Source organism: Allobosea sp. NPDC055594 (genome assembly GCF_053618995.1).
Window position 1 is genome coordinate 29,109 of the sequence record NZ_JBSHIO010000006.1, and the last position, 21,911, is coordinate 51,019.

General features: G+C 63.1%; 20 protein-coding genes and 1 pseudogene. 4 read left to right on the forward strand and 17 right to left on the reverse strand.

Annotated elements, in window-relative coordinates; genetic code table 11:
- Positions 1–6: 6 nt before the first annotated feature.
- The 12 genes from ACWGRX_RS13705 to ACWGRX_RS13760 all read right to left on the reverse strand — a co-directional run bounded on the left by ACWGRX_RS13705 (position 7) and on the right by ACWGRX_RS13760 (position 9,437).
- Complete coding sequence (locus tag ACWGRX_RS13705; protein ID WP_452117977.1) at positions 7–1,074, reverse strand: ABC transporter ATP-binding protein; 1,068 nt, start codon at positions 1,072–1,074, stop codon at positions 7–9.
- Positions 1,071–1,838, reverse strand: a complete 768-nt coding sequence (locus ACWGRX_RS13710) for an ABC transporter permease (protein WP_452117978.1) — start codon at positions 1,836–1,838, stop codon at positions 1,071–1,073. Before ACWGRX_RS13710 ends, ACWGRX_RS13705 begins: the two co-directional genes overlap by 4 nt.
- Positions 1,839–1,900: 62 nt before the next feature.
- Complete coding sequence (locus ACWGRX_RS13715; RefSeq protein ID WP_452117979.1) at positions 1,901–2,806, reverse strand: ABC transporter permease; 906 nt, start codon at positions 2,804–2,806, stop codon at positions 1,901–1,903.
- An 85-nt stretch (positions 2,807–2,891) separates the two neighbouring features.
- On the reverse strand, positions 2,892–3,242 hold the full coding sequence (locus ACWGRX_RS13720) for a VOC family protein (protein ID WP_452117980.1): 351 nt from the start codon (positions 3,240–3,242) through the stop codon (positions 2,892–2,894).
- A 22-nt stretch (positions 3,243–3,264) separates the two neighbouring features.
- On the reverse strand, positions 3,265–4,035 hold the full coding sequence (locus ACWGRX_RS13725) for an SDR family NAD(P)-dependent oxidoreductase (protein ID WP_452117981.1): 771 nt from the start codon (positions 4,033–4,035) through the stop codon (positions 3,265–3,267).
- Positions 4,036–4,130: 95 nt separating this feature from the next.
- Positions 4,131–5,180 carry an LLM class flavin-dependent oxidoreductase gene (locus ACWGRX_RS13730; RefSeq protein WP_452117982.1) on the reverse strand — a complete coding sequence of 350 codons (1,050 nt, stop codon included), beginning with the start codon at positions 5,178–5,180 and terminating at the stop codon, positions 4,131–4,133.
- Between the two features lie 38 nt (positions 5,181–5,218).
- Positions 5,219–5,566 carry a RidA family protein gene (locus tag ACWGRX_RS13735; RefSeq protein WP_452117983.1) on the reverse strand — a complete coding sequence of 116 codons (348 nt, stop codon included), beginning with the start codon at positions 5,564–5,566 and terminating at the stop codon, positions 5,219–5,221.
- Between the two features lie 17 nt (positions 5,567–5,583).
- Positions 5,584–6,219, reverse strand: coding sequence for a flavin reductase family protein (locus ACWGRX_RS13740; RefSeq protein ID WP_452117984.1), 636 nt, complete (start codon positions 6,217–6,219; stop codon positions 5,584–5,586).
- A gap of 77 nt (positions 6,220–6,296) precedes the next feature.
- Positions 6,297–7,040 (reverse strand): SDR family NAD(P)-dependent oxidoreductase, encoded by a 744-nt coding sequence (locus ACWGRX_RS13745; protein WP_452117985.1) that lies wholly within the window; start codon positions 7,038–7,040, stop codon positions 6,297–6,299.
- Positions 7,041–7,094: 54 nt separating this feature from the next.
- A complete protein-coding gene (locus ACWGRX_RS13750; RefSeq protein ID WP_452117986.1) occupies positions 7,095–7,880 on the reverse strand; it encodes an amino acid ABC transporter ATP-binding protein in 786 nt (261 codons plus the stop codon).
- Position 7,881: 1 nt separating this feature from the next.
- Positions 7,882–8,550, reverse strand: a complete 669-nt coding sequence (locus ACWGRX_RS13755) for an amino acid ABC transporter permease (RefSeq protein ID WP_452117987.1) — start codon at positions 8,548–8,550, stop codon at positions 7,882–7,884.
- 59 nt (positions 8,551–8,609) lie between these two features.
- Entirely contained in the window at positions 8,610–9,437 is an 828-nt protein-coding gene (locus ACWGRX_RS13760) for a transporter substrate-binding domain-containing protein (protein ID WP_452117988.1), read from the reverse strand.
- A 299-nt stretch (positions 9,438–9,736) separates the two neighbouring features.
- On the opposite strand from ACWGRX_RS13760, the gene ACWGRX_RS13765 reads away from it, so the two are divergent.
- The 3 genes from ACWGRX_RS13765 (at position 9,737) to ACWGRX_RS13775 (ending at position 13,101) form a co-directional block, all read left to right on the forward strand.
- Positions 9,737–10,744 carry a LacI family DNA-binding transcriptional regulator gene (locus tag ACWGRX_RS13765; protein ID WP_452117989.1) on the forward strand — a complete coding sequence of 336 codons (1,008 nt, stop codon included), beginning with the start codon at positions 9,737–9,739 and terminating at the stop codon, positions 10,742–10,744.
- A gap of 343 nt (positions 10,745–11,087) precedes the next feature.
- Positions 11,088–12,509: a patatin-like phospholipase family protein gene (locus ACWGRX_RS13770; RefSeq protein ID WP_452117990.1), complete on the forward strand. Its 1,422-nt coding sequence runs from the start codon at positions 11,088–11,090 to the stop codon at positions 12,507–12,509.
- A complete protein-coding gene (locus ACWGRX_RS13775) occupies positions 12,487–13,101 on the forward strand; it encodes a hypothetical protein (protein WP_452117991.1) in 615 nt (204 codons plus the stop codon). The genes ACWGRX_RS13770 and ACWGRX_RS13775 overlap by 23 nt, the downstream gene beginning before the upstream one ends.
- A 345-nt stretch (positions 13,102–13,446) precedes the next feature.
- On the opposite strand, the gene ACWGRX_RS13780 is transcribed toward ACWGRX_RS13775, so the two are convergent.
- The 3 genes from ACWGRX_RS13780 to ACWGRX_RS13790 all read right to left on the reverse strand — a co-directional run bounded on the left by ACWGRX_RS13780 (position 13,447) and on the right by ACWGRX_RS13790 (position 16,288).
- Complete coding sequence (locus tag ACWGRX_RS13780) at positions 13,447–13,803, reverse strand: HdeA/HdeB family chaperone (RefSeq protein ID WP_452117992.1); 357 nt, start codon at positions 13,801–13,803, stop codon at positions 13,447–13,449.
- 93 nt (positions 13,804–13,896) lie between these two features.
- Positions 13,897–15,327 (reverse strand): DUF1254 domain-containing protein, encoded by a 1,431-nt coding sequence (locus ACWGRX_RS13785; protein ID WP_452117993.1) that lies wholly within the window; start codon positions 15,325–15,327, stop codon positions 13,897–13,899.
- A 55-nt stretch (positions 15,328–15,382) separates the two neighbouring features.
- Entirely contained in the window at positions 15,383–16,288 is a 906-nt protein-coding gene (locus ACWGRX_RS13790; protein ID WP_452117994.1) for a hypothetical protein, read from the reverse strand.
- Positions 16,289–16,629: 341 nt separating this feature from the next.
- Here ACWGRX_RS13790 and ACWGRX_RS13795 point away from each other — a divergent pair, with 341 nt between their 5' ends.
- Entirely contained in the window at positions 16,630–17,784 is a 1,155-nt protein-coding gene (locus ACWGRX_RS13795; protein ID WP_452117995.1) for an AraC family transcriptional regulator, read from the forward strand.
- Between the two features lie 479 nt (positions 17,785–18,263).
- Here ACWGRX_RS13795 and ACWGRX_RS13800 read toward each other — a convergent pair.
- Positions 18,264–19,031: pseudogene (locus tag ACWGRX_RS13800) on the reverse strand (YoaK family protein); the annotation flags it as partial.
- Positions 19,032–20,044: 1,013 nt separating this feature from the next.
- On the reverse strand, positions 20,045–21,895 hold the full coding sequence (locus tag ACWGRX_RS13805) for an ABC transporter ATP-binding protein (RefSeq protein WP_452117996.1): 1,851 nt from the start codon (positions 21,893–21,895) through the stop codon (positions 20,045–20,047).
- Between the last annotated feature and the right edge of the window lie 16 nt (positions 21,896–21,911).

Genomic DNA, 21,911 nt, shown 5'->3' on the forward strand with positions numbered 1-21,911 from the left:
TGGCAGTCATTCCGGAATGATCAGGGTGTCCTTGGCCTTCCAAGTCACGCTCACGGTCTCCCGGAGATCATGCAGCCTCGCACCGCGCTCGGAGGTCGCCCTGACGATCACCGAACAGCTTGGATTGAGGCGGACGCGGTATTTCACCACTCCCGCCAGATGCACGGCGTCCTCGATCTCGCCGCTGAAGCTGTTGTCGGAGGCCGCGCTGCCCTCCGACAGCTGGATGTTTTCCGGCCTGACGCAGGCGAAGCACGGCCCCGGAAACGCAGCAGCGTGCCAGGTTTTCAGCGGCAGTCCGCTCCGCGTTTCGACGAGCGCGCCGCTGGACGCGTCGTCCCGGAGACGGAACAGGTTTGCCTCGCCGAGGAAGTTCGCGACGAAGGCGTTCCGGGGCTCGTCGTAAAGCTCGCGTGGGGTTCCGACCTGCTCGAGCCGGCCACGATTCATAATGGCCATGCGATCGGCCATCGCCGCAGCCTCCTCCTGATCGTGCGTGACGTATAGAACGGTCGATCCGACCTTTCGATGGAAGGCTTTGATCTCGTCCTGCATGCCCTCGCGCAGCTTCTTGTCGAGCGCCCCGAGCGGCTCGTCCATGAGCAGGAGCGGCGGGTCGTAGACGGCTGCGCGCGCAAGCGCGACGCGCTGCTGCTGGCCGCCCGAGAGCTGCTTTGGCAGGCGGTCACACAGATGGCCGAGCTGGACCATCGCCAGCATCGCATCGACCTTCGCCTGCGCCTCCTGTTTCGAGGCGCCCCGCATCTCCAGGGGGAAGGCGACGTTCTGCGCGACCGTCCGGAACGGAAACAGCGAGTAGTTCTGGAAGACCATCCCGATGTTGCGCTTGTGAGGCGGGCGGCTGTTGATCGCCTGGCCATCGAGCACGATCGATCCGCTGGTCAGCGGCACGAAACCCGCGACCGTCCCAAGCAGGGTCGACTTTCCCGACCCGCTGGGGCCTAGCAGGGCAAAGAACTCGCCCGGCTCGATATGCAGCGAGGTCGGCTGCAGGACGCTCAGCTCGCCATAACTCTTGGCGACGTCACGAAACTCAAGTGCGGCACCCCTCATGGCTGGCTCCTGGACGTGGACCGTTCGCTCGCGGCGGCGAAACGGAGAAGGACGAAGACGAGGACGAGGATCGCCAGCGACAGCACGAGCGTGGCGATGGCGGCGATGGTGGGGGTGAGCGCATAAGCGAGCTGGTCCCAGATCAGCCGCGGCAGCGTCTCGGTCCGCGGTCCCGTCAGGAACAGCGACAGCATCAGCTCGTCGAACGAAGTGGCGAATGCGAGCACGGCGCCGGTAACGGCGGACGGCGCGATCATGGGGAGCGTGACCTTGCTGAACGCCCGCCATTGATTGGCGCCCAAGGTCATGGCCGCGAGCTCGAGCTGGAAGTCGTAGTTCCGCAACGCGGCACTAACTGCGACGAAGACGAGCGGAATCCCGACGACCGAGTGGCCGAGGATCGGCGCCCAGAAGGTTCCGGTCAGCCGCAGGTCGACGACAATCGGGTAGAGGCCGATCGCGAGGATGACGTGCGGCAGCATCATCGGCGCAGTGACCAGCACGGCTGCCGGGCGGGTCCAGCCGGCGCGCGAGCGCGCGATCGCCAATGCCGCGCAGGTTCCGACCACCGCCGAGATCGCAGCGACCGGCACGCCGATCAGGATGCTGTTCCAGGTTGCGCGCCACCAGCGCGGCTCGTTGAACGCTGCCTGGTACCAGCGCAGGCCCCATCCGCCCGGCGGGAACCGGAGATAGGCGTCGCTGCTGGCCGAAAGCGGCACCACCACCAGGATGGGCAGGACCAGGAAGAGGACGACCAGCACGGCATATGCCGCAAGCAGGACGCGTGCGCTCCGGCCACCACGCGAAGCGTCATTCATGCGGCTCAAGGGCGCAGCTCCTTTCCGGGACCGATGAACCAGTTGGCCGTAAAGTAGATCGCAGCTGTCACCGCCAGCAGCATCGAGGCGAGGGCCGAAGCCAGGGGCCAGTCGAGGAAGGTCGAGGCCTGCTGCTCGATCAGCACGGCCAGCATGGTGTTCGACGCCCCGCCGAGCAGGGCGGGCGTCACGTAGAAGCCGAGCGCGGTGATGAAGACCAGCGAGACTCCAGCAGCGATGCCGGGCATCGACAAGGGCAGATAGACGCGCAGGAACAGCTTGACCGGACCGGCGCCCAGGACCTCGCCGGCGCGCAGCAGCGTCCTGTCCAGCGACCGCAGATTATTGATCAGCGGCAGCATCATGAACGGCAGCAGGATATGGACCATGCCAACCTGGACGGCGATCGACGTCTGCAGGATCTGGAGCGGTCGGTCGATCCAGCCCAGGCCGGTCAGCGCTTCGTTGAGGACGCCGTTCTTCTGGAACAGGATCATCCAGGCATAGCTGCGGATCACGACGCTCGTCCAAAGCGGGATCAGGAGCAGGCCGGTCATGAAGTTGGCCCGGGACGGGCGCAGGCTCGCGACGTAAACGGCGAAGGGATAGGCGATGAGCAGGCAGATCGCGGTTACCGAGAATGCGGTCTGCAGGGTGGTGAGCAGCACGCGCAGATAGGGCCCGCCGGAAAGGATCCGCTCGTAGTTGGACAAGCCGAGGCTCGGCTCGGTGACGCTGCGCGACAGGACGCGCAGCAGAGGCCAGACGAAGAAGAGTCCCAGAAATGCGATTGGTACCGCAATGAGCCGTGCATAGGCCTTGTTGGCATCCCAACTGCCGTCGGCGGCTTGCCGGGCTTGCCCGTTGGGAAGCAGCTTGCGCCATGCGGGAGCACGATAGACTTCGCTCATCGCGGCCGCCTCCCGCCCCGCCCGAGATTTCCGTCGATCGGCGGCATGGAGCCAGGCGGCCGCGATGGTGCGAGAACCGGCCCGGTCATTTCGGACGCCCGAAGAGCTGGAAGACGTTGCCATCCGGGTCGCTCGCCGTGACGACCAGGCCGTGCGAGCCCATGTCGCGCCGCGCCAGGATCGCGCCGCCGGAGCGAACTAGCGCGGCCTCGGCCTCGGCGATATCCGCAGTCTCGAAGACCGCGACCGCCCCCCTCTCGACGGCCGACTCTTCCGGGCTGCTCAGCGCGAAGTTCGAACCGCCGACATCGAACTGCTTCCAGCGCTCACCATCGGCGAATTTGGGCGTCAGCCCCAGGGCGTCGCGATAGAATGCGCTGGCCCGACCCATGTCGGACACGGGGTAATAGACGTTCTGAATTCGTTTCACGGTCATGGCCGATGCCCCCCGGAGTGCCTCAGTAGGCGGTCCAGCCGTCATCGGCCGTGATGTTCTGACCGTTGATGTAGGCGCTCGCATCCGAGGCCAGGAACAGCGCCACCGGGCTGATCTGATCGGGCGTCGCGCGCGAGGGCCGGGTCGCGAGCCCCTTGTCGCGCAGGGAGATCGCGGCAGGAGACGCCTCGCCACCGAACTCGCCGGACGAGATGTCGGTCGCGACAGAACCGGGCGAAATCGCATTGCAGCGGATACCCTGGCTGCCATAGGCGGCGGCGATGCTGCGGGTCAGCCCGATGACGCCGTGCTTTGAGGCGGTATAGGCGGCGCCGCTGCGGCCGCCGAGGAAGCCGGCGATCGAGGCCGTGTTGATGATCACGCCCCTGCCCTGCGCCAGCATGACCGGCATCGCCGCGCGGCACATGAGATACGGACCAGTCAGGTTGACGGCGACGACACGTTCCCAGATCTCCGGGGGTGTTTCAAGCAGCGGGCGCTGGCGGTCCGTGATGCCGGCATTGTTGCAGAGCACGTCGATGCGACCGAACTCTTCGACGACCTGCTTGACCGCCGCGTCGACGTCGGCTGCGCGAGCCCCGTCGGCGACGATGCCGATGGCCTGCACGCCCAGCGCGCGGGCTTCCTCGGCTGCCTCCTCGGCCCGGTCCTGACGTATGTCGAGGATCGCCAGTGCGGCGCCAGCCTCGGCGAAGTTGCGAACCATGGCGCGGCCGATGCCTGAGCCGCCGCCCGTGATGATCGTGACCTTACCAGCAACTGAATTCGTCATGATTTTCCCCTCTTGATTGCGTGTGGCCTGAATGGCGCCGTCTCTCGCGTAGCGCCCGCCGCGATGACCGCGGCGGGCTTTGGCTGGCGCCTGGCTCAGCGAGAGGTCAGGTGTCGCTGGAGATGGGGCATCACCTCGGAGCCGAAGAGCTCCATCGAGCGGAGGGTCTTTTCCGGCGCGATGCCTGGCAAAGCCATGAACAGGCTCCAATGGGTCGGATTCAGCGTCTCGAACTGCTTGTCGAGGCGTGCCGCCACCGTCTCCGGATCGCCGATGATCAGGCGATCGGCGAGCTCGGCGAGCGTCGGTTCCCCGGGCTGCGGCTCCTCCTGCAGGATGACGCCGTCTAGCCGCGCCGAGTTGGCGCGCATGGCGCCGGCCACGCGGCGGATGTAGCGCGCAGCCTCGGCGGCCTCGAGGGCCTCCTTTCGGTCGCGCGTAACATAGACGTATTGCTGCATGGCGAAGGGCATCCCCTCGGCGCGTCCTCCGACCGCCGTGTAGGCATCCAGCGCCTTGCCGCGGAACGCCTGGAGTTCCTCGAGCTTGTTCCAGCCTGCGGTGAAGATCGGGACATAACCCTTGGTGGCGATGCGACGCTGCGTCTCGGGGTCGTTGCCAAGGCCGGCGACATAAACGTCCGGCCGCTTCTGGGTGAAGCGGAGGCTGAAGGTAGTCTCCGGGATGGTGATGTGCTTGCCGGAGTATTCGACGCGGCCGTTCTCGATGAATTGCTCGAACACGTCGAGGGTCTCGAGGAAAATATTGCGGCCCTGCGCGATATCGACACCGAACTTGTGGAATTCGTACTGCTGGTAGCCGCTGCCCAGACCGACCACGGCACGGCCGTCGCTTACGATGTCGAGCAGGCAGAGGTCCTCGAGCATCCGCAGCGGGTGGTAGAGCGGCACCACGATGACGCCGGTGCCGAGCCGGATGCGCTTGGTCCGGGCAGCCATATAGGTCGCGATGCCGATCGGCGCGGGGCAAAGGCAATAGTTCGAGAAGTGATGCTCGGCGAACCAAGCGATATCGAAGCCGATATCCTCGGCGAGCGCGACCTGATCGACCGTTTGGCGGAAGACGGAAGCAAGAGGCTGGCTCGTGTCCCGATACGGCATGAGGCTGAAGAGCCCGAGATGCATGGGTCTATCCTTGAAGATCTGTCTCGTTACGTGGCCGGTCAGGCCAGAATCGCCTGCGCCTGGATCTCGACCAGTGCGCCCTTGCCGGCGAGTGCGGACTCGACCGTCGCCCGCGCCGGCAGCGCGGCCGGGTCGGCCCAGCTTTCCCAGGCGGCGTTCATCTCGGCGAAGGTGGAGATGTTGGTGAGCCAAATGTTGACGCTAACCAGATGTGACTTGTCGCTACCGGCCTGCGCCAGGTAGCCGTCGATCTGCTGCAGGATGTCGAGCGTCTGCTGGCGCACGTCGCCGGACTTGTCCTTGGCCGTCAGTCCGGAGAGGAAGACGAACCCGCCCGCCTTCAGGGCCTTGCTGAGGCGGCCGGTGGTTTCAAAGCGTTGGATCATGACGTCCTCTCGGATGTTTAGCTGCAATGCCGATAGCGGCGGTCGTGGTAGAGAAGAGGATCGGTCGCGGCGGAGCTGTGCACCGCTCGGACGAGCCCCATGAAAAGCGTGTGGCTCGATGCATCGACGATCGTCGTCAGTTCGCATTCGAAGGTCACGACAGCGCCGCGCAGCACGGGAGCGCCGGTTTCTCCCTCGTGCCATTCCCCCGTTGCGAAGCGCTGGTCCGGGCCAGCCCGGCCGCCGAAGGCGTCGGCGATCGGCATCTGGCTCGCATCGAGGATGTTCACGGCAAAGAAACTCGCCCGCCTGATCACCTCGTGCGCGGAGCTCGACTTGTTGATGCAGACCGCCAGCATGGGCGGCTCGGCCGAGACCGAGCAGATCGCAGTCGCGGTCAGGCCGCGGCGCGTTCCCTCGAAGGACGCGGTGACGATCCCGACCGAGCTCGCGACCTTGCGCATGCCGTCCCGGAAGACGGCCGCGGCGTCGGCCTCCGCATCCGGATCGTTCGGGACCACCCCGGACGTCGGAGCCGCCTGCCGGGGTGCACTGCTGTTGGCGACGTCGCATCCGACCAGCTGCGCGCTGTTATCCATCGTCATCGACGCATGCCTTTCCTCGCAATCCCGGTCGCCGCGTGTGGCTTTCATCAAAGATGATAGCGCTACCATTTTTGGGCGTGCTCCGATTTTCGGCTATGGATCAGGGTTCCTTCGGGCCGGCTCGGTTAAACTGAGATGACCCCGCCATTGGCGACGACGACTTCGCCGACGATGTAGCGGTTGCGTTCCGAAGCGAGGAACACGACGATTTCCGCGACATCATCCGCCTCGGCGGCGTAACCGACGGGGATCTCGGTGATCCGCTTCGCCAGCCAGCCCTGCGACTTTGCCGTATCCGTTGCGATTGCGCCCGGGCTGACGGCATTCACGATGACACCGCTGGGCGCGAGTTCCCGAGCGAATGACCGGGTGAGGCTGACGACGCCCGCCTTGGCGGCTGCGTAGTGGCAGTTGGTCGGCTTGGCGATGTGGCCGTCGACAGACGCGATGTTGACGATCCGGCCATAGCCGCGCTCGACCATACCGTCCATGAAGGCGCGGCTCATCAGGAAGACGCTGCGCAGGTTGACGTTGAAGGTGTCGTCCCAATCCTTGAGGGAGATCTCGCGAACCGGCCGCCCAGCGTAGAAGCCGGCATTGTTGATTAGTACGTCGATGGCACCGTTGCGGCCGGCCTTTTCGCCGAAAGCGATGATATCCTCCGGGCTCGAAACGTCGCAGACGAAGGTCTCGACATCAGCGCCGGAATTGGCCAGCTCGGCCTTCGCCGCGTCGAGCGCATCGGCGTCACGGTCGCACAGAACCAGCCTGGCGCCCTGTGCCGCGAGCATCGCCGCGACTGCGAGGCCGAGGCCCTTCGCCCCGCCGGTCACAACGCAGCGGCGCCCCTGGAATTCGGATACAGCCATCGAAATCTTCCTCTGATGCTCGGTCTGAGACGCCCGCGGGCGCATGAAAGGTGTTCAGGTGACGGGGCGCAGATTCGAACGGTGAAACCGGGTCAGAAAGGCCTTGGTTCTTTCGTGCTCCGGCGTCAGCAGGACTTTGTCGGGCGCCCCCTCCTCGACGATGCGGCCGCCACTCATGAAGCAGACCTTGTCCGCGACCTCTTGCGCGAAGCGCATCTCATGGGTGACCAGGATCATGGTCATCCCTTCCTCGGCCAGCGAGCGCAGAACTTGCAGCACCTCGTCGACCAGCTCGGGATCGAGCGCCGAAGTGACCTCGTCGCAGAGCATGACCTCGGGGTTCATAGCTAGGGCGCGGGCGATCGCCACGCGCTGGCGTTGCCCCCCGGATAGTCGCGCCGGATACTCGTCGCGCTTGTCTTGCAGCCCGACACGCGCCAACAGCGCCAGCGCCTTCTCCGCCGCTTCCCGCCTGGATTGACCCAGCACAGAGACCGGCCCCTCCATGACATTTGCCAAGGCGGTCATATGCGGGAACAGATTGAAGTTCTGGAAAACGATGCCGACAGTGCGACGCAGCGTCAGAATGTCCCGCTTGGCCACTTGAGGGCCGTTGTCGTTGAAGTCGATCTGTTGACGACCGATTTTGACCCGCCCTGCATTTGGTCGCTCCAGCAGATTGATGCAGCGTAGCAGCGTCGACTTTCCCGACCCGCTCGAGCCAAGCAGTGCGACAACACTACCCTTCTCCACATGCAGGTCGACGTTCCTGAGGACTTCCAGCGAGCCGAAGCACTTCTGGATACCGGTGAGGCTGACGATCGGTGAGGAGGTCGTCATGTCACTCGCCCTTCCTAATGAGCCGCGCCTCGGCGAATTGGGCGAGCAAGGTCAGTGGAAATAGCATTGCAAAATAAATCACCGCGATCGCCGTGTAGACCTCGAGCGGCCGATAGGTCTCCGCAGTGATCCGGCTGCCCTGATAGACAATCTCGGCGATGGCTAATGTTGAAACCAGAGACGTGTTCTTCAACTGCATGATCGACTGATTGACGAAAGGAGGGATCATGCGCCGGGCCGCCTGTGGCAAGATAATGCGCCACAGCAGCTTGCTATCGGACATTCCCAACCCGCGGCCAGCATCCCATTGGCCGCGATCGATCGAACCGATGCCGGCGCGGAATACCTCGGCATAGAAGACGCTGCCGTACAGTGTCAGAGCGATGATGGCCGCGGTGGGAGCGTCCATGCTGACGCCGACGAGCACCGGGAAAGCGTAGTAGAACCAGATGAGCTGCACGAGAAAGGGGGTGCAGCGGAAGATCTCTATGAATCCAATGATCGGGTAATTGACGAGCCGGAGTGGCGTCATTCGGCAGATTGCAATCGCCATTCCGAGCAAGCAAGCAAACATGATCGAGATCGCGGTGTAGGCCAACGTATTTGCAATGCCGCGCCAGAGCAGATCCTGATACTCGGCCAGGAATCCAAAGTTCCAATCGTAAGCCATGCCGCTTTCCTTATTGCCAGCGGGCGCACGAGCGCCCACTGGTCAACCGCGCTGTCGCCTCAGAACTGAACTTCGGACGGGATGCTCGTCGGCTCGATGCCAATCTTCTCGAGCCCCTCGACAAGCCAGGTTCGGACCTGGCCCATGCCGCGATGGTAGGCGACCCAGACGTTGATGAACTCCATCATGCGCTTATCGGCTTGCGGGACGGTCGCGACACAAGAATCGGTGAACACTACCGGCGCTGGGACCGACATCTTGCCGAGGCCGGGATTTTTCTTGAGCGCATCGAGTCCAAGTAGGGGCGTCATGACCATGCAATCCGCCTTGTTCGAGACAACCGCCAAGATAACCTCATCACGCGTCTTGTAGACAGTTATGCTCGCCTTGGGCGCGTTCCGCTTGGTGATCATCTCATGCGCCGAACCACCGTCGACAGCGATCCGGACTTCGGGCCTGTTGAGGTCGGCCCAGGTCTTGCTTTCGACGTTCCGGCAGATAGTATTGAAAGTGTTGATATGGACCGGGTTGGAGAAATGCAGAACCTTCCCCTTGGCCGGGCTCGGATTCTGACCGAAGTGCACGTCGGTCTTGCCTGATTGAAGATCAAGAACGGCGGTCCCCCAGGAGCCGGTCTCAACAACTTCCAACTGGACGCCGAGGCCTTTGGCCATATCGCGCCCCATCTCAATGAAGATGCCACTCCACTCACCCGTCTTGCGATCTTTGATGTAATACGGCGCCTCGTTCGGAATCCCCGAGACCCGCAGCTTGCCGCCTTGCGTCACGCGGCCCCAGGTCGAATCCTGAGCAGCAGCCGGCGATGCAAGCGCTAGCGCAAGCCCCATTGCCGCAGCATAGCGCTTGATCTTCTGACCAAAAGTCACGGCGTCCTCCCTCGCTGTTTGATCTAGATCAATGATAGCGCTATCATTACGCCTGTCAATCGGGGGGAAGAGCTTTGTTTGAGACCGACCTAGAGCAGCACCGGCCCTCTCTTTTCAAAGGCCCATCAGCGAGATAAGCATAGTCAATTCGCTAGACCGCTCGACCTCGGAAACGGTTGCCGCTAGAAATTCACTCAAGCGAGTGCAAAAGATGGAAGTGTTAGCGCAACCATGATGGCGCATCAGAAACGCCAATTGGCCGGTTCCAGCACATGAAGTCAGGAAGAGCGCCTGCGACAATGAAAAAGGCCGGCTTCGCACGCATGTCCGATATTGCGTCTCGCGCCGGCGTTTCCCTAATGACCGTCTCCCGTGCGCTGCGGGAGCCGTCGAAAGTCGCCCCGGCGACGCTCGCCAAGATCCGAGCGGTCACCGAGGAACTCGGCTACGTGCCCAATCTCGTCGCCGGCTCGCTCGCCGGTAAACGCTCCGGATTCATCGTGGTCATCATCCCCAATCTCAGAGCCGAGATTTACACCGAGTGTTACGAAGGCATCACCAAGGTCTCCGAGGCTGCCGGCATGCGAATCCTGTTGGGCTGCAGCGGCTATTCGACCGACAGCGAGTTCCGCCTTCTGGAATCATTGATGTCCTACCGGCCGTCGGGCGTAATCCTGACAGGCTACACCCATTCGGTCGAGGTCCGGGACTTGATTGAGAGGATCGGCCTCCCGGTGGTCGAGACCTTCAACATCTCCGAGAATCCCATCAGCGTCTGCGTCGGATACTCGAACTACAAGGCGATGTATGACCTGACCGAGGTCCTCATCAGGCGCGGCTGTCGCAACATCGTGCACCTCTGCACCGACTATGCCCCGAATGACCGTAACACCGATCGGAGGGCCGGCTATGCGGCTGCCTTGCGCGCCAACGGGTTTGCCGAAGACGCTATCCGCTATGTCCCGACCGAGTTTACCCATGCCGGAGCCGGCAAGGCGATCGGCGCATATCTCGATCGCTTCCCGGAAGTCGACGGCATCGCCTGCGGCGGCGATGTGCTGGCAATCGGCGCCCTTCTCGAATGTCAGAGCCGGGGGATCAAGGTGCCGAGTCAGATTGCCATAGGCGGTTTCGACGATTTGGAGCTGTCGTCGATCCTATCGCCGTCCATCACGACCGTCCGGGTTCCGCGGCGTGCCATGGGGGAAGCTGCGGCCGAGCAACTTCTGCGACAGATCGACGGGATAGGCACGCGACAAAGAGTGATCGACCTCGGCTATGAGATCGTCATCCGTCAAACTGCGTAGGCTTTGGCAAGATGGGGACAGCGAGAACAACCCAGGACTATCTCGCGGTTGCAGCCTCACACGTCGAGCACCCATGACGGCGCCCGGCACCGGTCGCTTCTTGTTTCATCACCGAACGCGAAAGGACAAGCGCCAGACCATCCAGAAAAGACGGTTGAAGCATCATTTTCGGGCCGGGTAGCCTTAAACTTGGACAAGCCAGATCCTCCGTTCCTGATAAACCGAAACAGTTTCAAAATCATCTGGCGGCGGACAGAATTAGCTGGTTGCGCAGCAGAGCCGTGGCAGGTAACGATCCTCCAGTGAGATGAACGTTGCCTAATTCCTCGAGTGAGCTGCTCCGTTGTTTCCCTTTCGAATTGGCCCTCTGCTCGCGATCATCCTTTTGACGGCTAGTTGTGCGGATCTCGATCAGACCCCGATCAATCGGCCTGCGCTGAGCGCAACCAAGGCGCAGGACGGCCTCCTGCCGGTCGACGATCTGCCCGATATCGCGATCGGGCTCGCCTTTTCGGGAGGTGGCACGCGAGCCGCGGCCTTCTCCTTCGGGGTCCTTCAAGGGTTAGAAAACGTTCGGATTCCGGGCGATCGTCAGCGTCGCACACTGCTCGATGCGATCGATCTTGTCTCGGGCGTTTCTGGGGGCTCGGTCACGGCAGCCTATTTCGGACTCAAACAGCGCGCAGCACTCTCTGATTTTCGCGAGCGCTTTTTACTTCGCGATGCTGAAGTCAGCTTTTCTACCTCGGTGAGTCTGCCAAACATTCTGAACGTGATCGACAAGGGCGGAGCGAATAGCAGCAGCTCGCTCAGCGCCTGGCTCGATGAGGCCTTGTTCGAAGGAGCGACCTTCCGCGACTTCCGTCGCCAGCGAAATCAACCTGCGGTCTGGATCGCCGCCAGCGACATCTACAACCGGGTGCCCTTCGTGTTTTCACGCGAGACCTTCGCGGCTCTCTGTAGTGACCTTGATCAGCTTCCAGTCGCGCACGCAGTAGCAGCGTCAGCCGCCTTCCCACTGGTTTTCGCGCCCGTGAATGTGGAGGCCCATCATCGCAATTGCGATGGACCATTGCCGGCATGGGCCACCAAATCACAGATCGGCAGCGGCTCTTCCGTGAGCAACGCGGTCGCAGCTGGGCTGCGACGCTATCGCGATCCCGCACAGATGCGTTACGTCAAACTCGCCGATGGCGGCGTGACTGACAATTTCGGTTTGCAAGGTGTAGCGCTTGCCCGAAGCGTTGGCGCAACCCCATATGATCCACTAACCCCTGAAATCGCCGTTTCACTGCGCCGCGCCCTATTCTTGGTGGTCAATTCCGGACGGAGTCCCGCCGGTGCTTGGCCAAGCCGTCAGGAGGGCCCTGGTGGTATTACAACTGCTGAAGCTTTGGCGGACGCAGCCATCGATGCCAGCGCGCGCGCCGGCTACGATCACTTCAATCTGTTGATCGCCAATTGGCGCCGTGAACTCGTCCGCTGGCGTTGCGGTCTCTCACTTGGCGACGTCTTCCGGCTCCGTGGTCACACGCGGGGATGGAGCTGTGCGGACCTGCATATGTTCGTCGGTGAATTGACCTTCGCTGACGCTGGACCCGAACGGCAGGAGCTTCTCGACCGGGTGCCAACCCGCTTCTCGCTACCCACGGAGACCGTCGACTTTATCATCGAATCGGGGCGGATCGCCGTCCGAAACGAAGCTGCAACGAGCCAGTTCCTGAACTCACTGCAGAACAGGAATGTACCAACCGCAGCCCGCTGAACGCACGAAGCGGGTTGCGGCTTCTGCTTTCGCACGGCCCTGTGCCCACGATGCGCATTCCACGCAGAAAGACGAACTTCATGCGAGCAATACGATCGCTGTTCCATCTCCCGCCAAAATGATCCTCGACGCTTCAATGCGCCATAGAATGCTGGTGGAGACCGGACATCCTCCAGCATCGCCTCCTAAATCAAATACGATGTCGTCGAAGACCCAGGATGGAAGAAGCACGGCAGTGCTCTCCGAACAGCTTGCTGAAGAGGTCCGTAGCACGGCCGGTCCCGGCATGATTCACTGCGGTCCTGCAGCGGTAGGGCAGAATCGGCACGCTGGTGAGGTTGGCGACCGGATTGGCGAATTGCTGCGACAACGAATCTCCCTTGTCATCGGCCAAGCCTTGTCGGCAGTTCGCGACGGATGTCACTGCAATAACTGCGCATACGGAAGATATCCTCGAAGACTTTATTACCAATACTCCTCTGGCTTTGGCAGCTTAGAAAAGCGCCATTCGATCGATCTCTTGCAGTTCCCGGTTTCGCTCTTCGATGTCTCCGCTTTCGTTCAGTTTCCGCTGGGCGCTCCGAGCAGATAATCCTTCTGCAGAGCCTGATCTGATGAAGGATAAATTGCCTGGCATTCGTCGAAGGAGGATGCACCGGGCTGCCGGTTCGCCGGATCGGCGCAGATGGCGGCGAGTTCCGCTTGCCTCGACTGCGACGTATGGCATCCGGCGAGAGCGAGTCCGGCGACAAGGAGCACGCACAGATATACACCTGTTTTCATAGCGATCTTCCCCTGAGGCGTCGGCCGGAAGGCAGGATCAACGGCAGACGCGTCTCACTGACGACCGCACAGCGGACCGGCGCCGGCCCGAGCACAGCGGCCGCCAGGATCACAGATTTCACCAACCGCCCTCCTGCCATCAGCGGCCGAGCTATTATGGCTTCATCTTGATCCCGAGCTTCGTCCGCATATCCTTGAAGACGACGGCGATTGCCTCGATGATTTTTTTGTTCAGATTGGCCTTGCAATGCACGATGATCTCGTGCTCGGCCTCCTTTGCCCGCGCGACGTTCAGCATATGCTTGCGGGCCAGGCCATTGTACCAGCCGCTATACCAGGTGCTGAGCATGTCGGCGTCTTCCTGGAAGGTTCCGGCAAGCTGAGCGCAGGTGAGCTTTTGGACGTCGATATAGCCGTTCGCATCCGCATAGGCGCTCAGCGGAGTTTGAGCGTGCGCCGCCGGCATGGTCGCAAGCCCGAGAAACGCAGCAACGATCAATGACTTTCGCATGGTGACTCGATTCTGATTTCGACGTGACCGGGAGCGCGGAAAAGGCCTGCAGAGCCCGAGCCGGTTCGCGAGAGCCGGCTCGGGCCTGCTCCGTCAGGAGACCTTTTTTGCCGGCGGAATCGTCCACGAACCGTCGAGGATCGTGGGATTGGTCTCGCTCGGCCAGTACATCCGCAACATGAGGACAAAGTCGCCGGCAGGGGCCGGGAGCCAGTTCGACTCCAGATCCTTGCCCGGAGTTTCGTGCTGGATGTAGAGATCGGTCGAGCCGTCCGGATTCATTTTCGGGTTCTGCCGCGGGCTGATCGAGTACCGATTGAGCGGATTGTCCACGAAGAACATGGCGGGATCGTACATCGTCACGGACCAGAAGGCCTCGACGGGCGGCAGGCGGCCTTTGGGGAAGCGCATGACGTATTTGTTCGCGCCGCTGTACTTGCGGTCGTCCATGTCCGTCTTCGAAACCGGATAGAGCGCGTCCTGCGGGCGGTTGGCGCCGAGGCCGATGGCGGTCACGAGGCCGCGCATCAAATAATCCGTGCCGTAGATGCCGGTCTTCGTGGTGTAGGCCCAGCCGTTCTCCCGTGTGATTGCCTTGTTGATCTTGAACTGGAGCATGATCCGATCGTAACCGACCTCCGGAACGCGCCGCACGAAATCGAACTTGAACTTGCTCGCGTCGAAGGACTGGCCTGGAACGATGCCGAGGCGTGCAAATTTCGCCAGCGCCGGAGCATCCGCTTCCGAGGGCGGGTTAGTCTTCATCAGTTCGCAAAGCAGCGTGAAATACGCCACGGCGTCCATGCGGTTGACCTGCTCGCGAACCGGCGTCTTCATATCGAGCGAAAGATCGACCTTTCCCGGAGGCGGTGTGTAGGGCTTGCCGTACGCGCTCAGCGGAACGAGCTTGAACTCATCCTGGAGCTTGTGCACGGCCGCGTAATCGGCCGGCGTACCGTCGCAATAGATGCGCCCGAGCAGCCAAACGATATTGGTCGGCGACTTGTACTCCTTGACGCCGGCGGGCAGCGTGCCCTTCCAGCCCGGTCCGGTGATTGCATAGGTCTGCGGGCCGGTGCCGGTCGTCCGAGTGCCCGGGACCTGGAAGACGTTGGTCCAGCCGTCGAGCATCGGCAGCAGGAAATAGCGACCCTTCATGTCCGGAACGCTGAGCACCCACGGCTCCTGGCCGACGTCGAAGAACGACGTCGTGTAGAGCGTATCGGCGTTGGGGGCGGTGACTGCCTTGAACGAAGCGTCGGGGTACTGGCGCATCTTGATGAGCTGCCCCATCGGCGCCTTTGTTCCCGCCGGCTCCGCGACATTGGTCAGGACCCGCCGGGTCATCTCCATCGTCACGAGGGGATAGCCATAGATGTAAGCGTCGGTGGCAAGCCAGAAATCCTCCAGCCCCTCGCCCACGCCCAGCAGCGCTCCCTCCTGTGCGAGGGCCGCACGGCTCATGGCCGCCGCCGCAAGCACGCTCATCCCGCCAAAGGCGGCAGATCGACGCGTCATCTTCATATCCGGCTCCTCAATTGCTTTGCGCGAATGGAATGAACGGGACCTGCCACCGTGCCTAAAATCGCGCGGTGACACCGAGGATCGGCCCATGCGTGAGCATGTCGTATTCGTAGCGGCTGCGGCCGGTGCCCCTCTCATAGTCGACATAGAGGGCTCGATAGCCGGCCATCCCGCTCCAGACCGTGCTTTCGGTACGGGCGAATTCCCAGTTGACGGACCCCATGGCCTGCCAAGAGAACCTGCTGCCGGCGCCGAAGCCGCCGACGTCGCCGCGCAGCACCATGTCGAGCTGCGGCGTGAACTGATGGCGCAGGCGCACCCCGACCAGCGGATCGAGCCATGTCACGTCGCCCGAGCTCGCCCGCGCGCGGCCGCGAACCATTGTCAGATCACCGACATTAAGACCGGCGGTCAGCGCCAGATCCGTCTCGGCATCCTGCCACCAGAAGCGACCGCCGCCATAGACGTCGATCGCCGTTTCGGAGACGCCGGCCCCTTGCCAGCGGACCAGTTCGTAGCCCAGAGCCGCTTCGGCGATGAACATCTCGAACTGAGCCGACATCGAAGCGGCGAGCGCTCCGCCGATCGCGGGATGGACGCTGCGCGCACGGGCGCCCCCGCCGTCCGCTCCCAATTTCATATAGACGAGGTCGGTCATCACCGAGACGCGTCCGTTTCGCGCCTCGAAGGCGCCCATCAAGCCAAACAACTGTTCCGGAATCTTGCGGTCCAGCAGATCGCCGAAGCTGGCGTCAATGTCGGCGGTGCGACCCCTGATCGTCGTCGAGCCGTTAATCGAGGGCAGCCAAGCATACGGCGTCACGACATAGCTCCAGGCCGGCGTCGATACGGCCACGGCCGGCTCCGGCGGACGCGCCGGGAGGTCGGCCGCGAAGGACTGCGCCCCGCAGCAAAGAACGGTGCCGATAAGCGCCGACAAGCGAAAGCTCCGCATCGTCATAGACCGGCACTCAGATGCTTCACGCGGCCGTGCTGAGTCCGATCGCTCTGCAACGTCATGCGAGCCTGCCCCGTTGCGGCGGCGAGGGTGATCCGGGCGACGCGAACGGCCTTCAAGACAATCTCCTCGCCCGGGGCCGGGCATGGCTCTCAGTGATCCGCGGCAACGTCGTCTTCCGTCGTTTAGCGGTCGCATGCGACGACTGAAGTCCGGTGGCGGGCCGCAGATCTTGGCTTCAATTTGCCGCGGGCCAGCGGGGAGTTCTTGCCATTTTACGCCAAGACTGCGCTTCGATCGTCATCGGCCAGCGTTGCAGCGATCGTGGACGGATGCCGAGCCGTTTGGCAGAATTCCGCGGAGGGGGGGAGAGACCTGAACGGTTCTCCGGTCCGGATCTTTTCGGCGAGGGCGGCATTCCCGAGAATGTCGGACCTGCCATGGAAGCAAATTCGCGGGAAAGTCATTCGATGGGGGAGATTCCCTTAACTCGTTGCCAGGTCCTTATTCCGTTCGCTGCGATCCTCGACGATCTCGGCGCTCCATCGGCATCGCTTCTGTCCAGGTTTCGACTTCCTTCCTCGCTCGTCGAAAAAGCCGATCACTATGTGCCGATCCTGCCCGCAATCCGCTTTGCGGAAGCCGCACAGAGAGCGCAAGGTATCGTCGATTTCGGGTTTCAAGCGTCGCGGGAGATGCATTTCGGGCTGCTGAGCGAGAAACTGCGGACCGTGATCGGCCACGCGCCGACGCTGCTCGTGGCGCTCCAGCAAGCGTGCAAATGGGCCTCGGTCGAAGACACCAACCTGAAATTGTGGCTCGAACGCTGCGACGACCGCGTACTAGTCTGCAGCAAGCTCGCTGGAACGGCCGGCCTGCCGCATCTTGAACATTCTCAGTGGTTCCAGCTCGTTTTTTCGATCCACATCGTTCGACAGTTCACAGGGCCGCACTGGAGTCCGGCGACGATAGCCTTCGAGGCCCGATACACGCCCAGCATCGAGACCCAATCCTGCTGGCCTCATTCCCGTTTCCTGTCGGGTCAACACGCTTCATGGATCGACGTACCGGTCTCGTATCTGGGCAGGTCCATCCGCTCGAACGCTGCTTCCGCTCCACCCTTTTGCGAGGAAGACGGCCCGTCGGACTATGAATTCGTCGGGCTGCTCAAGATGATGTTGCCATCCTATCTCGACGAGGGCGCCCCCGTCCTGCCGCAGGTCGCAGAAATGGCTGGGCTCAGTCCGCGAAGCCTTCAGCGCAGGCTGTCCCAGGCGGGCGTCAGCTACACCGATCTCGTCGCCTCCGCACGTTTCGAGAACGCCAGCAAGCGTTTGCGCGACACCGACGCGAGAATTGTCGAAATCGCCCTGTCTTCCGGTTACACCGACCACGCGCACTTTACGCGCGCTTTCCGGCGAATGACGGGTGTGACACCCAAGCGATTTCGCGAGCAAGCGCAGCAAGAATCGGGACTTTCGTCGATCAGCGCGTTTTGAACAGGGCCGCACACGGTTTCTCGCTGGACGACTGCCCCCTTGCACGCCATGTCCGTGAAACCGCCGATCAGAGCTTCCTGAACGCCGAGCCGATCGCAGCTGCAAGCCCATGATTGCGCGCGAATTTTCGGCGTGTTTCGGTGCCGATTTTTTGCCGGAGATCAGCATGAATTTCAGGATCATCGCAGCCGCCCTCGCCGCAACCACGCTCGCTGGCTGTCAGACGCCACAGCAGGCTGGGGGGGCACGCACGAAGGTTGTCTGCTTCGAGGCCGGTTATGGGGAGCGGTCGCCACGCCATGCCGACTGCGTTCGGACCATGCTTACAGTCGCGCAACAGATGGAGATGCTCGCCGCATGAACGATATCGACGACGGGCTGGCGTTGATCGCGGATGGGACGCGGCGGCGCTAAATCGGCGCTTAGCGGGTATCGCGCGAGTTCCTTCCACGGAAGGCAGCGCGACACCACGCGAGAAAGTCCACCAGCATCGGCACGCCTGCGAGCAAGAACAACAGCAATGCGAGCGGAATGGCCGAGACGAAGCCGATATGCTTGAAGCCAAGGGCGCCGACCACCCCGCCCAGCAGGAATGCCCCGAGCAACGAGGCGAGCAGACGCAGCTTGCGCCGGTCAGCCAGAACCCGGCCACCGAGCAGGCCTTCCGTGCGATTCCAGTAGAAGAGCTTGCCGAGTTCGATGCCGATGTCGGTGACGATGCCCGTCACATGCGTCGTCCGGATCCGGGCGTGCGAGACCTTGGTGATGACCGCGTTCTGCAATCCCATGATGAAGCAGAGCAGCGGTACCGCGGCGACGACCAGGAACGGCATATATCCCCGCATGCTGCCGATCAGGCCGAATGCGAGCAGCAACGCCGCCTCGAGCAGCAACGGAAAGCTGTACTGGCGATAAGCGACGTGCCGGCGCCCCCAATTGATGAGGACCGCCGAGCAGGCCGCGCCGAGCACGAAGGACATCAGCGCGCCGAGCCCGGCGACCGCGAGGCCGGCTGCACCCAAGGCGACATTGTCGGCCATCGCCGAGACGATGCCTGACATATGCGACGTATATTGGCCGACGGCCAGGAAGCCACCGGCGTTCACCGCCCCCGCGATAAAGCAGAGAGTGAAGCCGAGCTGCGCATCGGCCGCGTCGCTTCGCTCAGCTCCCACCAGCCTGCGTAACGGGCCGATGAGGCGCAATTCAGCCGAACTGGTTCCTCTGGCGTCGGAAGGGACGTTCATTGATATGGCGCAGCCTGCGAACGAGCTTAAAATCGGGAGTGGCTGGCTATATCAGGCCTCTGAGCCCCTCCGGCAACTATGGCGCGCGGAAGCGGCTCCAGTCGAACGCCTCGCATGCCAGCTTCGCAACGAATCTCCCGTACCCGGCATTGTCGCAGGCATGCCGGGCAAAGCCGGTCGAGGGCTGGCACCGGCGTCCTTGCAGCGATCGGCGAAAGCCAGCGAGGGAGCATGAGCCGGCTCGACCGGCCCGTGCAGCGTCCTTTCGGAGCTTGTTGTGTCGGAAGCGGCCGAAGAGGCGCTTCGCTTCTTCCGGACCGCTCCCCGGCGTTTGCCAAGACATCCTCCGCCGGCAGGGCGGCGGAAACGAAGCGCTTTCCGGGGGCATAGCCCGGGCATTGAACAAGGGCGCTGCGGTCGCTGCGAACGGAGCGAGGCCCTGCCCGACGGAATGATGACGGAGCGGCGCCCAGGCCGAAACAGCCGGTTCCGGCTGGCGCACCTTCTCAGCTGATCAGAGGCTTGGGCTGCGTCGTCTCCTTGTCCGGTGCGGACGCGAGGTAGAGCGCATATCCCAGGGCTATGAAGCTAAAAATGCCGAGTACCGGAAGAATCATCACATGCTCCTCTATGCGAGGTGCACTGTGCGGCTGCCCGGTAAAATGAACGGCGCCGATTTGCTTAGCATTGTCCGCATCCGCGCATGTCTCAGCAGCCCTGAGCCCTCACCCATCAAAGGGCGGCAACACAGGGCGGCATGCTCGCGACGGCCGCCGGGTTCGCTCCAGCCGCGCAGGCGGCAACACGAAGACGGTCGCGGCCAATAAGACCGAATTCACATGCGCATCGTCGAGCGGCATGGACAATCCGGACCAAGTAACTGAAACACAATGACAATCAGACAATCAACGCAAGCTCGGCGGCGGCGGTGCTGCCGAGCCGGGACATGCCCGGCAGCAATTCGGTAAATCCGCACATCTCGCCCGGCAGCTCCCTCCGCCACCCGCCTCCTCTCACGCTGCCGAGGCCCTCGCCTCCCGCTTTTCCCATTCCTCGCCCCAGATCATCACGGCATGGCCGGACGAGACCTCACGATATTGCCGGGCCGGCGGGACATAGTCGGGCGGACGGACGGGGCTCCTGATCTCGTCGTTCGAGACCGGCCGCTTCTCGTGGCGGCGGGCGGGATCGGCAACCGGCACGGCGGCGAGCAGGCGCCTTGTATAGGGATGCTGGGGATTGCCGAAGATCGCCTCGCGCGGGCCGATCTCGACGATCTCGCCGAGATACATCACCGCGACGCGGTGGCTGACCCGCTCGACCACGGCCATGTCATGCGAGATGAAGAGATAGGCGAGTTTCATCCGCTCCTGCAGTTCGAGCATCAGGTTGATCACCTGCGCCTTCACGGAGACGTCGAGCGCCGAGACGGCCTCGTCGGCGACGACGAGGCGCGGCTCGACCGCGAGGGCGCGGGCGATCGCGATGCGCTGACGCTGCCCGCCGGAGAATTCATGCGGGAAGCGGCTCGCCATGTCGGGCTGGAGCCCGACACGCTCGAGCAGATCGGCGACCTTGTCCTGCGCCTCCCGGCGGTTGGCGAGCTTGTTGATCAGCAACGGCTCGGCGACCGCCGTCCCGACCGTCATGCGCGGGTTGAGGCTCGCGAACGGGTCCTGGAAGATCATCTGCATGCGCGCCCGGCGCTCGCGCAGAGTCTTCTGGTCGAGCTTCAGCACATCCTCGCCATCGAGCAGCACCGAGCCGGAGAGCGGCTCGATCAGACGCATCACCGAGCGCCCGGTCGTCGACTTGCCGCAACCGGATTCGCCGACCAGCGCCAGCGTCTCGCCCGAGAGCAGGCTGAAGGAGACGTTCTCCACTGCGTGGACCCGGCCGGAGACGCTGCCGAGCAGCCCGGAGCGGATTTCGAAGCGTGTCGTCAGATTGGCGACTTCGAGCACCGGCCGCTCGCTCGCGGCGACGGTATCGGCCGTTTCGGCCGGAACGTCCGAGAGGCCGGTCTTGCGGTCGACCACCGGGAAGCGCATCGGCCGCCGGCGCCCCTCCATCGAGCCGAGCCGCGGTACCGCCGAGAGCAGCGCCTTGGTGTAGGGCTTCTGCGGATTGGCGAAGATATCCTCGGTCCGGCCGGTCTCGACCTGCTCGCCATTGTACATCACCACGGTCCGGTCGGCGATTTCGGCGACGACACCCATATCGTGGGTGATGAAGAGGACGGACATGCCCTCCTCCTCCTGCAGCAGCTTGATCAGCTCTAGGATCTGCGCCTGGATCGTCACGTCCAGCGCGGTGGTCGGCTCGTCGGCGATCAGCAGCTTCGGCTTGCAGGCCAAGGCCATCGCGATCATCACGCGCTGACGCATGCCGCCGGAGAAGCGGTGCGGATAGTCGTGGAAGCGCGCCTTGGCCGCCGGGATCCGCACCTTCTCCAGAAGCCTGACGACCTCGGCCTCCGCGGCCGAGCGCGACAGGCCGCGATGCAGCATCAGCGCCTCCGCGATCTGGAATCCGATGGTCAGGACCGGGTTGAGCGAAGTCATCGGCTCCTGGAAGATCATCGCGATCTCGTTGCCGCGCACCTCGCGCATCTTCGCCTCCGGCAGCGTCAGCAGCTCCTTGCCCGAGAGCCTGACGCTACCTTCGATCCTGCTCGAGCCGGGCGGGGTCAGGCGCATGATCGAGAGCGCGCTCACGCTCTTGCCGGAGCCGGACTCTCCGACCAGCGCCACGGTCTCCTTCGGGGCAATGTCGAAAGTGGCGCCCCGGACCACCGAGCGCCAGGCCCCCTCGACCCGGAAGGAGGTCGTCAGGCCGGAAACTGAGAGAATGGGAGAAGTCATGAGGTCGCCTTCCGGT